This is a genomic window from Adhaeribacter rhizoryzae, from assembly GCF_008629685.1.
Lineage (GTDB): Bacteria > Bacteroidota > Bacteroidia > Cytophagales > Hymenobacteraceae > Adhaeribacter > Adhaeribacter rhizoryzae.
Window position 1 is genome coordinate 49,747 of the sequence record NZ_VWSF01000030.1, and the last position, 13,625, is coordinate 63,371.

At 45.5% G+C, this 13,625-nt stretch carries 8 protein-coding genes, 1 pseudogene and 1 riboswitch; of the genes and pseudogenes, 7 read left to right on the forward strand and 2 right to left on the reverse strand.

The window, feature by feature from the left end:
• Positions 1–3 precede the first annotated feature (3 nt).
• Positions 4–1,806 (forward strand): hypothetical protein, encoded by a 1,803-nt coding sequence (locus tag F0145_RS23895; RefSeq protein ID WP_190277626.1) that lies wholly within the window; start codon positions 4–6, stop codon positions 1,804–1,806.
• Between the two features lie 237 nt (positions 1,807–2,043).
• Here the strand turns inward: F0145_RS23895 and F0145_RS23900 are convergent, their stop codons facing one another.
• Positions 2,044–3,552, reverse strand: a complete 1,509-nt coding sequence (locus tag F0145_RS23900) for a hypothetical protein (protein WP_150092790.1) — start codon at positions 3,550–3,552, stop codon at positions 2,044–2,046.
• A 259-nt stretch (positions 3,553–3,811) separates the two neighbouring features.
• On the opposite strand from F0145_RS23900, the gene F0145_RS23905 reads away from it, so the two are divergent.
• The 6 genes from F0145_RS23905 (at position 3,812) to F0145_RS23930 (ending at position 13,074) form a co-directional block, all read left to right on the forward strand.
• Positions 3,812–4,396 (forward strand): hypothetical protein, encoded by a 585-nt coding sequence (locus F0145_RS23905; protein ID WP_150092791.1) that lies wholly within the window; start codon positions 3,812–3,814, stop codon positions 4,394–4,396.
• 164 nt (positions 4,397–4,560) lie between these two features.
• A riboswitch (SAM riboswitch) is annotated at positions 4,561–4,671 on the forward strand.
• Positions 4,672–4,768: 97 nt separating this feature from the next.
• A complete protein-coding gene (gene metH / locus F0145_RS23910; protein WP_150092792.1) occupies positions 4,769–8,473 on the forward strand; it encodes a methionine synthase in 3,705 nt (1,234 codons plus the stop codon).
• Between the two features lie 103 nt (positions 8,474–8,576).
• Positions 8,577–9,530 (forward strand): methylenetetrahydrofolate reductase [NAD(P)H], encoded by a 954-nt coding sequence (gene metF / locus F0145_RS23915; RefSeq protein ID WP_150092794.1) that lies wholly within the window; start codon positions 8,577–8,579, stop codon positions 9,528–9,530.
• A 546-nt stretch (positions 9,531–10,076) separates the two neighbouring features.
• A complete protein-coding gene (locus tag F0145_RS23920) occupies positions 10,077–11,081 on the forward strand; it encodes an NAD(P)/FAD-dependent oxidoreductase (RefSeq protein ID WP_150092804.1) in 1,005 nt (334 codons plus the stop codon).
• 180 nt (positions 11,082–11,261) lie between these two features.
• A complete protein-coding gene (locus F0145_RS23925; RefSeq protein WP_150092796.1) occupies positions 11,262–11,582 on the forward strand; it encodes a 2Fe-2S iron-sulfur cluster-binding protein in 321 nt (106 codons plus the stop codon).
• A gap of 247 nt (positions 11,583–11,829) precedes the next feature.
• Positions 11,830–13,074: a protoporphyrinogen/coproporphyrinogen oxidase gene (locus tag F0145_RS23930; protein ID WP_150092798.1), complete on the forward strand. Its 1,245-nt coding sequence runs from the start codon at positions 11,830–11,832 to the stop codon at positions 13,072–13,074.
• A gap of 212 nt (positions 13,075–13,286) precedes the next feature.
• Here F0145_RS23930 and F0145_RS26360 read toward each other — a convergent pair.
• Positions 13,287–13,625 (reverse strand): annotated as a pseudogene (locus F0145_RS26360) (IS4-like element ISSysp3 family transposase); the annotation flags it as partial.

Genomic DNA, 13,625 nt, shown 5'->3' on the forward strand with positions numbered 1-13,625 from the left:
GGTTTGCAAACCACTATAATACTAGCAAGTGCGTTCGTTCTGACTTTAATTTTACTTTGGCTTGCCTGGCATCGCCCGAACCGCCGTTTGCTTCTTGCCCGGTGTCTGGCAACTGTATTAGCCGTGGCCAGCCTGGTACTTATGGTTTTACCGCCCCAGCGGAAAATCAGCCTTAATGCTTCGGATATAATCTTGCTTACGCCGGGCTTTTCTGCAGATTCGCTGAATTCTTTAAAGAAATTATTACCGCCTCGCCCAATTATACTGAGTTATAAGGATGCTGCCAGCCACTATCCTGCCCTGGCCACGGTAGCAGCTTTACCTTATTTATACCCAAGTACGCAAAGAATTCACTTGTTAGGGTTCGGGCTGGATAGAGCCGAATTAGCAGGGCTAGATTCGGTGGAACTTATTCCGCATTTAAGCGCTCCGCCAGAGGGTTTTACCACAGTGCATTGGCCAAACAAACTCCAGCTAGGCGAACCATTAAATATTACCGGGCAGTTCTACCAGAAAAAAGAGCAAGAAACAAAAATATATCTCCAGTCTGGCTCTTCTGTACTCGATTCCCTGGTCTTATCTGCTGCTGGAACTAACCGGTTCACGTTGCGCTACCAACCCAAACAGGTTGGGCGTTCTGTATTTTCTTTGCTGCGTAAAGATGCGGCCGGCAAACAACTAGCTGGTCTGGTACCGGTGCAGGTAGAACCCCGGAAATTATACCAGGTCTTATTGCTGTCCTCCTCTCCCAATTTCGAGTTTAAATTTCTTAAAAATTTTCTCGCCGGTCAGCAGCATGGCGTAGCTTGGCGTATTTCCATCAGTAAAGCTATCTATCAAACCGAATACCTGAACCTGCCTAAAAAGCCTTTAGAACGGCTTACGCCTAACCTGTTACGCAGCTTCGATTTGGTGATTACCGACCCGGATATGTTGCAAAGTTTAAACTCTGCCGAAAGAAATGCTTTGTTCTTAGCCGTACAGAATGGTTTGGGTTTGCTGCTCATACCCGAAAGTTTACCCCTAAAAGCCACTCCTGCATTATTTAAAAATTTCAAATTTATCAGCCATCCAAATCCGTCCGGAAACACAGTACCATTACAAGTAAGCTGGCAAAATCAATCAAAGACTTATCCGGCCACGGCTTTACCTTTTGCCATCTCAGTGCAAGCCAATCAGCAAAAACTGGTTTGGACAAATAAAAGCACTTTAGCTGCCAGTCAGCCTTATAATTGGGGTAAAGTTGGTGTAACGTTAATTCCGCAAACATTCAGCTGGCAATTGGCCGGCAACACCGCCCAGTATTCCGCTTTCTGGTCTCATTTGCTGGGCCAGTTAATTAAACCGGAAATTCAGGACTTTAGCTGGCACCTGCTCCATCCCTTATCCGCCGTAGTTCATCAGCCCGTTTCTTTACAGCTTTCAGATTATACTTTTTCTACTGGGGCGGCCCTGCCAGAGGCGGAAGTCAAAAGGGTCGGCACCAATCCTTTTGAGTTGCCGTTACTCCAAGATCAGGTATTGTCCCATCGGTTTACCGGCCAGTTCTGGCCGCTTGAATCAGGCTGGCATCAGGTAAATAAGTTAAATGGCCTACCATCTTATTTTTACATTTACCCCGATTCGGTCTGGCAAACAGTACGGCAAAACAAGCTCATCCAGCTAAACCAGGAGTATGCGCAAAAACACTCTGCGCCTTTGCTAGCAGGAAAAATAAGGCGGCAGGAAGTGCCCATTTCGCCGGTTTGGTTTTTCTGTTTGTTCTTATTGGCAGCCGGCTTTTTATGGGTAGAAGAAAAGTTATAAACTATACTTTAAATGAATAATAGCCCATTTTGCCGGATAATTATTACCAGGCATTTAATTAGTACCCGTTCAAGGGCAGGACAAAGACTGTTAATCAGATTAAACCGGATTGGGCTTTACGAATTCTTCTTTAAGAAGCGGTTTAGTTTGAGAAATGAAATATTCCTCCTGAATAAATATTCTTTAACAAAAAGGCTAAAGAGATTAATTACTGGGCTATAACTTTTAAATCCAAGTTTAACGGGCCAGTTCCAGCAGCACTTCGTAATATGGCCGGCTGACCATTTTAGATTTAAGCCATGCGTAGTAGCTCATGGCCTGTAAATCTTCGCGTTCGGCGGGTACAAAACTTAAGGCATTTTCTACGTACTGTAAAAAGGCGCGGCGGGTAGCGGCATCGGGCTGCAGAAACAACTGCTCCAGCAACTGCAGAAAAGCATGTACATTGCTGTAAACCGGCTGCGCTAACAATTCCCCAAAATTTTTCATCAGGCTCTTTAATTTATCCAGCGCTAAATCCGGGTTCCCAAATTCGTACTGCAATATCAGTTCGCCCAGGCATTTTTTTAAGAGCCATTCCTTGCCCATTATTTTTTCGCACCATTTATCCGAATGACTGATGCCCAACAAAACCCGGTTGGCTTTCTGGTAAGCGCCCTGGGCAAAATACAGAAAGCCTAAGCCCAAACTAGCTGTTAAAATATCGCGCTGACTTAATAAATGGCTTTTGCGCTGCAGCAAATCTTCCATCAGGGCTAAAGATTCGGATAAGTTGCTCAAGAAGGCATCGTTGGCAGTTTTCAGAAAAACGTATTTGGCATAAAACGCCGCGTACAAACTTTTTCCTTCGCCGGTTAGGGCTTGGTATAATTCGGCTAAATAATGGTTCGATTGAGCAAACTTGCGGTTGCGATACAGAACGTGGGCAATCATGTACAGCAAACTAATTTTGTAATGCTGATGGGCCGGCGAAAACCCGTGCGTAGCCCTAACTTGCTCATACTGGCTGATAATATACGGCTCAAAAGAATAAAAATCTTTCCGGGCCAGCACCGAGCTACGGGTAATGGACATGAGTTTGTAAAATAACGCCGGCCGCTGGCTTACCGCTTCCGTCAGGCCGTATGCCTTTAAAACCGATTGAATAGTGGCATCTATCTGCAAATCGCGGCCTTGCCGGCGGGCGGCTTCCAGTTGTTTTGTAATAATACTATTGGCAATATTGGCGCGTTCGTCTTCGTCGGCGGCCAGTTTATTTTCGTTGCGCTTCCGGATTACTTCGTCCAGATCATCGGCAAATTCAGAGTCGGCTTTTTCTATTTGCACATTATAAATGGTGTTCAGCAAATCGAACTGCTCGTTCGTAGCGGCCAATTTCTCGGCTTTGCGCAGCATGTTCCAGGCCAAGCGGTCTACGCGTACATCAAACAAATATTTAGCTACCGCCAGGGTTCCCATAATGGATGATACCGCCGTCGGGTCTTCTTCCATGCGTTTCAGCACAATAAAATCGGTGAGGTGCTGCGTCAGGCGCTTGCGGAGGGCATAATACGCCACGGCATTGGGTTCGTCGGGGTACAGCCGGTGTATTATTTCCTGGGGCTTGTACTGCTTTTTGCCTTGCAGCAACTGGAATAACTCGTAATCTTTGCGGTTTCGTTTCGATTTCTGTCGCTGAATAAAATAATTAAATTCTTTTTTGTCTTCCGCCGACAAAGTATCAATGGTAATTTTCAGATCATCCATATATATTTTAAACTAAACTGCCACCAGAACTAGCCAGGAGCAGCCACCACTATTTTACAAAGTACACAAAACCAATATATAATATGTTGATTTACAAAATATTACCTAAATTAATAAATAAAAACAAAAGTCTGATTTCCGAAATATTAATTACCCAAAGGCTATTATTGGTCCTTAATTTTGGTGCATAAAATTATTCAATTTACTACCCGAAACACAAGCCCGTAACTGGGTAAAAATATTTAATGCGTTATCTCCCATGAAAAAACACCTACTCCTCTTATTACTTTTCTCTGCAATACAATTTAGCTTGCAAGCGCAGGACCTGATAATAACCCTAACCGGCGATGAATTGCTGGTGAAAGTAACCGAAATAACCCAACAAGATGTGGTTTACAAACATCCGGATTCGCTGCAAAGCCTGCCGCGTACCATCCCGAAAAAGCAGGTCTTTATGGTTAAATACAGCAATGGCACCAAAGAAATCATTTCCCATATCGACCCGCAGACGAACTCTCTGACAGCCTTAGATTCGCGGGAAATGTATGAACGCGGCCGGGCTGACGCCAGAAAATATTACAAAGGCAATGGCCCCATGTGGGGAACCGCGGCAGCAACCATGCTGGCTGGCTTACCTGGTCCTATCATTATTGGGGCCATTCCGCCGAAAATAAATTACCAACAGGTATCGGAAATAACGTTGCTGCAAAACCAGCATTACGTACGCGGCTACAAACAACAAGCCCACAACAAAAAAATTAAAAAAGTAGTAGCGGGTACCGGCATTGGCGCCGGCCTGATGGTGGCCCTGCTGTATGCATTTATTTCATCGGCGGGCTATTAAATAAATGCGCTGTCGCTGATTTAAACGCCTCATTTTTAAATATTCTTATTCCTGCCCTGCCACCCGCCAGTACCATAATAAAATTTTGTATTCGGAAGTCCTACTTATATAGGAAGTATAACATATAAATTTGCTAATTATCTTCTAAATATTTATATTTGCACCACTTATCAAGAAAGACCGAGGGATATGGCCCGCTGAAGTCTTAGCAACCCTGGCAAGCAGGGTGCTACTTCCATCCCGTAAACGGCGCACGGCCGTGGGAAAGATGAGATAAACAGATTGCATAAATCCGGACTAACTCACACGAATATCTTGATAAGCAAAAAAATAGCTTAAAAAGCTTTAATTTTTGCTTAACGCACGATTGCTATGACAACAATTGCTACCGAGAGCGCCATTACGCGCATCGAAGAAGAAATTAAAAAACGCATTCTGGTGCTGGATGGTGCCATGGGCACCATGATTCAGCAGTACAAGCTGGAAGAAGCCGATTACCGGGGCGAACGCTTCAAAGATTATCCTTCGGACCTGAAGGGCAACAACGATTTGCTGTCGCTTACGCAGCCGCACATTATAAAGGAAATTCACAGCCAATATTTTGAGGCCGGGGCGGATATTGCCGAGACCAACACCTTTAGCGCTACCTCCATTGGTATGGCCGATTACGGCATGGAAAGTCTGGCTTACGAGCTGAATTACGAATCGGCGCGGATTGCGCGCGAAGCTGCCGATGAATTTACGGCCCGCGAACCGCATAAGCCCCGCTTTGTAGCCGGCGCTATGGGACCAACCAACCGCACGGCTTCTATGTCGCCGGATGTAAATAACCCGGCTTACCGGGCCATTACCTACGACGATCTGGTCATTGCTTACACCGAACAAATAGAAGGTTTAGTGGACGGCGGCGTGGATGCCTTACTAGTAGAAACAATATTTGATACACTGAATGCGAAGGCCGCCTTATTTGCCATCGACCAATATTCGCAGCGCACCGGTAAACGCCTGCCCATTATGGTTTCGGGTACTATTACCGATGCTAGTGGTCGTACCCTTTCGGGCCAAACCGTAGAAGCCTTTTTGTATTCTATTTCGCACTTGCCATTATTAAGCGTGGGCCTGAACTGCGCTTTGGGGGCGAAGCAATTGCGTCCGCATATTCAGTCTTTATCTAAGGCTTCTAAGTTTTATGTGAGTGCTTACCCCAATGCCGGTTTACCGAATGCTTTCGGCGAATACGACGAAAGTCCGGAGCAAATGGGGGCGCACATCCGTGATTTTCTGGAGCACAACTTTGTAAATATTGTGGGTGGTTGTTGCGGTACTACGCCGCCGCACATTAAAGAAATTGCCCGGATTGCTGCCGAATATTCGCCGCGCCAAAAACCCCAGTTACCAGCCGTTCCTAAATATTCCGGCCTAGAGCCTTTAACTATTTTTGAAGGTTCCACTTTTATAAATATTGGCGAACGCACGAACGTAACCGGTTCTAAAAAATTCGCCCGCTTAATTCTGAACGATAATTACGATGAGGCCCTTTCGATTGCCCGTGAACAGGTAGAAAACGGTGCCCAGATTATCGACGTGAACATGGACGAAGGCATGCTCGATTCGGAGAAAGCCATGACGCACTTTCTGAACCTGATTGCCTCCGAGCCCGATATTTCGCGGGTGCCCGTTATGATTGACTCTTCTAAGTGGAGCGTGATTGAAGCCGGACTGAAGTGCGTGCAGGGCAAGTGTATTGTTAATTCCATCAGTTTAAAAGAAGGCGAAGAAAAATTTAAAGAAGTAGCCCGCAAAGTGCGCAGCTACGGCGCTGCCGTGGTGGTGATGGCTTTCGATGAGCAAGGCCAGGCCGATAATTACGAGCGCCGCACCGAAATTTGTGCGCGGGCTTATAAAATATTAACCGAAGAAGTAGGCTTTGCGCCCGAAGACATTATCTTCGACCCGAATATTTTAACCGTAGCCACCGGTATTGAAGAACATAATAATTACGCGGTTGATTTTATCCGGGCAACCCGCTGGATAAAAGAAAATTTACCGGGCGTAAAAGTAAGTGGCGGCGTTAGTAATATTTCGTTCTCGTTTCGGGGCAACGACACGGTGCGCGAGGCCATGCACTCGGCTTTCCTGTACCACGCTATTAAAGCCGGTCTGGATATGGGCATTGTAAACGCCGGTCAGATTGAAGTCTACGAAGAAATTCCGAAAGACCTGCTGGAGCGCGTGGAAGATGTGTTGTTGAACCGTAGACCAGATTCTACTGAACGTTTGTTAGAGTTTGCCGAGCAGGTAAAAAACAAAGGCAAAGTAGTGGTAAAAGACGAAGCCTGGCGCGATGCGCCCGTACAGGAACGCCTCACCCACTCGCTGGTAAAAGGCATTACCGATTACATTGAAATAGATATTGAAGAAGCCCGGCAACAAGCCGAAAAACCTTTGCACGTAATTGAAGGCCCTTTAATGGCCGGCATGAACGTAGTAGGCGACTTGTTTGGCGAAGGTAAAATGTTTTTGCCGCAGGTAGTAAAAAGCGCGCGCGTGATGAAAAAAGCCGTGGCTTATTTATTACCCTTTATCGAAGCCGAAAAACAACCCGGCGACGAATCCAAAAACGCCGGTAAAGTATTACTAGCGACTGTAAAAGGTGACGTACACGATATTGGTAAAAATATTGTGGGTGTGGTACTGGCCTGTAACAACTACGAAATTGTGGATTTGGGCGTAATGGTGCCTACCGATAAAATATTGCAAACCGCCATCGAAATTGGGGCCGATGTAATTGGCGTAAGTGGTTTAATTACCCCGTCGCTCGACGAAATGGTGGGCGTAGCCAAGGAAATGGAACGCCTTAAACTTAATATCCCGTTACTCATTGGCGGCGCCACTACTTCTAAAGCGCATACGGCCGTTAAAATCGACCAGAATTACAGCGGCCCGGTAGTGCACGTGCTGGATGCTTCGCGGAGTGTGCCGGTGGTAGGCAATTTATTACAGCCCGAGCAAAAAGAAGAATACGCTAAGAAAATAAAAGCCGAATACGTGGAATTGCGCGAGAGTTATGCCAGCCGCAAAAAAGACCGCAATTATTTAAGCTTAGAAGCCGCTCGCGCAAATAAATTCAAGATAGACTGGTCACCGGCCGAAGTGTATACGCCTAAGTTTATCGGCACCAAAGTATTCGAAGATTACCCGCTAAGCGAAATCCAGAATTACATCGACTGGACACCATTCTTCCAGGCCTGGGAACTGCACGGCAAATACCCGAAAATATTAACCGATGAAGTAGTAGGCGCTGAAGCTACCCGCCTGTTGCAGGATGCGCAGGTAATGCTGAAGCAAATTGTGAAAGAAAAATGGTTAAAAGCCCGTGCCGTCATTGGTATTTACCCGGCCAACACCGTAAACAGCGATGATATTGAGGTTTACGCCGACCGGGAACATAGCCAGTTACTAACTACATTCAGGACGTTGCGTCAGCAGGGCCAGAAAGGCCAGAATATACCCAATATTGCCTTAGCCGATTTTGTAGCGCCGAAAGAAACCGGTGTGAGTGATTATATGGGTGCTTTCGCGGTAACCGCTGGTATTGGCATCGATGATATTATCAAGAAATACGAAGCCGATCACGACGATTACCACAGCATCATGATTAAAGCCCTGGCCGACCGTTTAGCCGAAGCTTTCGCCGAACTGCTGCACGAACGGGTTCGCCGGGAATACTGGGGGTACGCACCAGAAGAGCAATTCAGTAACGATGATTTAATTAAAGAAGAATACCAAGGCATTCGTCCGGCTCCGGGTTACCCGGCTTGCCCCGAGCATACCGAGAAGAAAACCATATTCCAGTTGCTGGATGCCGAAAAAAATACCGGCATTACTTTAACCGACAGCATGGCGATGTACCCGACCGCCGCCGTATCCGGGTTTTATTTCGCGCACCCGAAAGCCCGTTATTTCGGCTTAGGTAAAATAAACAAAGACCAGGTAGAAAGCTATGCCCAACGCAAAGGGTTTACAGTAGAAGAAGGCGAACGCTGGCTTTCGCCTAATTTGGGGTACGATAATTAATGTGCTGATTAAATAATGTGCTAATTAGATAATGTAAAATTATTCAATTGAGCGCATCCGAACTAGCACATCAGCACATTAAAAAATTAGCACATTAGATTACATGAAAGTAACCGAACATATAAAAAACGCGAGTAGTACTTTATTTTCTTTCGAAATATTGCCCCCGGTAAAAGGAACCAGCATCCAATCGATTTATGATGGCATCGACCCGCTGATGGAGTTTAAGCCGCCGTTTATAAACGTAACCTATCACCGCGAAGAATACGTGTTTAAAGAACGCGGCAACGGTTTGCTGGAGAAAATATCCATCCGGAAGCGGCCGGGCACGGTAGGTATTTGTTCGGCGATTATGAATAAATATAAGGTTGATGCGGTACCACACATTATTTGCGGTGGCTTTACGAAAGAAGAAACCGAAAACGCTCTCATCGACCTAAACTTCTTGGGTATTGATAATGTACTGGTGCTGCGCGGCGATTCGATTAAAACCGAAGCAACGTTCCGGCCGCACCCCGATGGGCACGCCTACGCCTGCGATTTGCTGCAACACGTGGTAAGCATGAACCACGGCAAATACCTCGACGAAGATATTGCCAACCCGCTTCCAACTACCTTCTGCCCCGGTGTGGCGGGTTACCCCGAAAAACACGCTGAAGCGCCTAACCTGGCTACCGACCTGAAATATTTAAAAAAGAAGGTAGATATGGGTGCGGAATACATCATTACGCAAATGTTTTTCGACAACAAAAAATATTGCGATTTTGTAAAGGCTTGTCGCGAAATCGGGATTAATGTGCCCATTATTCCGGGCATTAAACCGCTTACCACTAAAAACCAATTAAAATTATTACCCAATTTATTCCACATCGATTTCCCGGATGATTTGGTTGATGCTATCGAAGGAGCTCAAACGCCACAGGCGGTACGGCAGGTTGGTATTGAGTGGGCCATTCAGCAATCGAAAGAACTGATACAATTTGGCGTGCCCTGCCTGCACTTTTATACCATGAGTAAATCCGATGCGGTGGTACAGATTGCCAAAGCAGTTTTTTAAATAAATATTATTACCTTTGCCTAATCATTAGCGGGCTAATCGCTGTTGATTAGGCAAAGGTTATTTTAATAAGGCTAAAACTTTTTTTAAGATAACCGTATTAGAATCAAGATTATAAAAGGTAAAAGCTTCACGCCCCGGATTAATCCCGGCGCTTTACCTCCAGGCCCCGGCCACCATTATTGCCTTAGTAAACTTTTAATACAATGAAAAAGAACAACGTGCAACCAGACTTAATCCGGCTTTCCCAAAAGGGTATCCCTGCCACCGGCCTGACTTCTGCTTGTTGTTGCTGTTGTCTTTAATCTCCGCTGCCTTTGGGCATTAGCTTCTTGCCCGAGGCTAAATTTTACAAATTAAGTTTTACCTGTTATTGCTATACTCACCGGCTGCACCGGGGGTAAAATCCGTTTGTATATTTAGCTGCTTTGCGGCAATTGCTGCCCCAATTGGTAACATCTCCTGCTGTTTCTTTGTTTTACCTGTGGGTTTAGCTCACGGGCTATTTCTATAAATTTTAATATTAATATTTCTTAACAAATGAATATTTTATCAACTGATATATGCATTATTGGAGCCGGACCGGTTGGTCTGTTTGCCGTTTTCGAAGCTGGTTTGTTAAAAATGCGTTGCCACGTGGTAGATGCCCTGGCCCAGACCGGCGGCCAGCTTTCTGAAATTTATCCTAAAAAGCCGATTTACGATATTCCGGGCTACCCGGAGGTATTAGCCGGCGACCTGGTAAAAAACCTGGAAAAACAAATAGAACCCTTTAAGCCTACTTTCACGCTGGGCGAACGCGTAGAGCGCTTTACCCGCCTCGACGATGGTTCTTTTATTGTGTATACCGTGGCCGGTACCGAAATTAGTTGTAAGATAATTGTGATTGCGGCCGGCTTGGGTTCTTTTGAGCCGCGCAAGCCAGCCATCGAGCACCTAGCGCTGTACGAAGGCAAAGGCGTTAATTACATGATTCTGGATCCGGAAAAATTCCGCGATCAGCGGGTGGTAATTGCCGGCGGCGGCGACTCCGCTTTGGACTGGACAATTTTCCTGGCGAATGTGGCCAAAGAAGTTACCTTGGTTCACCGGGGTACCACTTTCCGGGGTGTACCCGAATCGGCGGAAAAAGTACAGCACCTGGCTGAAGCCGGTAAAATTAAATTATTGCTAAAATCAAACGTAGTAGGCGTAAGCGGCGAAGACAAACTGGAAGCCGTAACCATTTCGTTCAACAACGAAGAAGATATAATTCAGGAAACCGATTATTTTATTCCGCTGTTCGGGCTAACGCCAAAACTAGGCCCGCTGGAAGACTGGGATCTGGAATTGCAGGATGGCGCCATTGTGGTAAATACTTTTGATTATTCTACCAGTATTGAAGGTGTTTATGCTATTGGCGATATTAATACTTATCCGGGCAAACTGAAGCTTATTTTGTGCGGCTTCCACGAAGCGGCCCTGATGGCCCAAAGTGCTTACAAATATATTTACCCGGACAAAAAATATACCCTCAAATATACTACTGTAAACGGGGTACCAACTTTATAATAAGCAGTTGTTAGTTTTTAGTGATTAGTAGTTAGGTTATTTCTTAAGGATATTTATCATGACCTTGAAGTAAAACTTAAGTCAGAAGCAAGTAGCTAGACCAATAGCTTACATTGCGCTGCACCCTAATCACTAAAAACTAACCACTAATTACTAAATACTAATTACTAAAAGCTAAAAATGAATGATATAAAAATATATGTACAGGAGCCATCGGGTGATAATACGCCGGTGGATGCGCCTACCGATATGGGCCTGAGTTTGATGGAAGTTTTAAAAGCCAGCGGTTACCCGATTGCGGCTACCTGCGGCGGTATGGCTTTGTGCGCCACTTGCCACATAGAAGTACTCAGCGACCACGAACTGCCGGCCCCCTCCGATGATGAAGGATATATGCTGGATAGCCTGCCCGCCGTTACCGACAATAGCCGCTTATCGTGCCAGGTTAGGTTAACGCCCGAACTCGACGAATTGGTAATAAAACTCGGAGCCGGTGATTAACTTTTTAAACAATTACCTTTTAGCAGTAGCTTGAAATTGCTCTTTGGGTTACTGGATTTAAGATAGAAATAAATGAAAAAAGGTCTGGAATATCCAGACCTCTTTATTTTCACCCAAAACAATTTTAATTAAAAATCCAGTTATTAGAGTTTTGAGGGGCTTAAAGGTTTAATCAAGCAGGTAAAAAAATTTATTTATTTTAAACATTCGCCGCTGACGGTTGTATATCAACTATTTAAAATTATAAATGGAAAATTATCCGGTAATAATAATTGGGGCAGGTTTGGCAGGTTTAAGTTGTGCTACTTATCTGGCAAAAGCCGGACAGCCATTCTTGCTCCTCGAAGGCAGTAATACTGTTGGGGGACGAATCCGGACGGAACGATACAAAGGATATTTACTGGACTACGGCTTTCAGGTGTTTCTGGCCAATTACCCCGAAGCCCGCAAATTATTGAATTACGAAGCGCTTGCTTTAAAAGCATTCCGTTCCGGGGCGCTCATTAAACAAAAAGCAGGTTTCTTAAAGGTAGTTCATCCTTTAAAAGAGCCCAGCCTATTTTTCCCGACTTTACTTTCCCAGGTAGGCACCTTAGCCGATAAATTCCGGATACTGCAAATAGGCGCCCAGATTATTCCGGCATCAGACGAAAAATTATTACAAAATAACAACGGCTTAAGCACCATGGCTTACCTGCGGCAGCAAGGCTTTAGCACTAAAATAATTAATACTTTTTTTGCCCCCTTCTTTGGCGGGGTTTACCTTGATAGGGAATTAAAAACCAGCAGTAATTTCTTCCGGTTTTTATTTAAATATTTCGCTACTTCGGATGTAACCTTGCCGGCCCAGGGCATAGAAGCCATTCCGGCGCAGTTAGCCGCTAATTTACCGGCGGGCAGTATTCGCACCAACAGCCCGGTAGCAGCCTTAACTCCCAATAACGAAATAACCCTGGCTAATGGCCAAAAGCTTAAAGCCGGTATATTGGTAATTGCGACGGATGCAACTGCTGCCGCCCGGTTGCTGGGCGAAACACCTCCTTTATTATTTAACCAAACTACCTGCACATATTTCACCGCCGATGAGTCGCCGGACAGTTCTAAACTATTAATCTTAAACCCCAACAGCCAATCGGTGGTGCATAATTTAAGTGTACCCAGCGATATTTCTCCGGATTATGCGCCGGCGGGTAAATCGTTAATTTCGGTGAGTACCCACGGTGCCCACGGCCTTTCGCCGGAAAATTTAGCCATTAAAATAAAAGAAGAACTAAAAGGCTGGTTCGGCGAATCGGTAGAAAACTGGCGTTATTTAAAAACTTATTTTATTCCGGAAGCCTTGCCGCCAACGGCTCCTAACCCGGCAAATCCTGCTTTGCAATTGGTCCACAACCGTTACCGGTGCGGCGATTATCTGGCTTATCCTTCGCAGAATGCGGCCCTGGCTACCGGCCGCTTAGTAGCCGAAGCTATTACGGGCAAGAAATTTTAATGGCAGCAATATTAGTTTGATAAAAGCCAACGTATTATACCAATTCACATAATCATTATTCCATAGGAAGGCTGCTCAGCCAGTTGTCTATTTAGGACTCTTGGGTATTATGTGATACTTTTCTACCTGTTTAGCTTCGCCGGTGCGGCCTTTCTGCTGGAGTAGCTTAACCCTTCCGCTCTCCGGACACCTTCCCTAAATTAGGGCTACGATTAGGACACAAATTTTTGGGCCAGGGTCCACCCGTGCAAGATATGCTGGAAGTAATTCCAACCGCGCAAAAGGGTAATCACCCCCGCCTGCTTTTCGTGGGGTTTCCACCCGCCTAATCGGGCTATTATCCAGTAGCACCATTGTAAAGAGTCTTGGGGGTAAGGATTCCGCTGCTTGGCTGTTTTTCCTTCATAACGTTTTTGTAAAGCCTGCAGACAAGCGACTTCTTGCCGGGTAAAGCTTTCTGCCAGCGGCACGGCTTCTTTCTGTTTAGAAGCCAGGTGCAAGAGCATTATCTTGCTAGCGGCAAACAAAGCCAGCAGCGTGAGTTGCACTAA

Bases quoted from the DNA above. Each gene is read 5' to 3' on its own strand.
- F0145_RS23900 (WP_150092790.1), bottom strand. From the start codon at position 3,552: ATGGATGATCTGAAAATTACCATTGATACTTTGTCGGCGGAAGACAAA.
- F0145_RS23905 (WP_150092791.1), top strand. From the start codon at position 3,812: ATGAAAAAACACCTACTCCTCTTATTACTTTTCTCTGCAATACAATTT.
- metH (WP_150092792.1), top strand. From the start codon at position 4,769: ATGACAACAATTGCTACCGAGAGCGCCATTACGCGCATCGAAGAAGAA.
- metF (WP_150092794.1), top strand. From the start codon at position 8,577: ATGAAAGTAACCGAACATATAAAAAACGCGAGTAGTACTTTATTTTCT.
- F0145_RS23925 (WP_150092796.1), top strand. From the start codon at position 11,262: ATGAATGATATAAAAATATATGTACAGGAGCCATCGGGTGATAATACG.
- F0145_RS23930 (WP_150092798.1), top strand. From the start codon at position 11,830: ATGGAAAATTATCCGGTAATAATAATTGGGGCAGGTTTGGCAGGTTTA.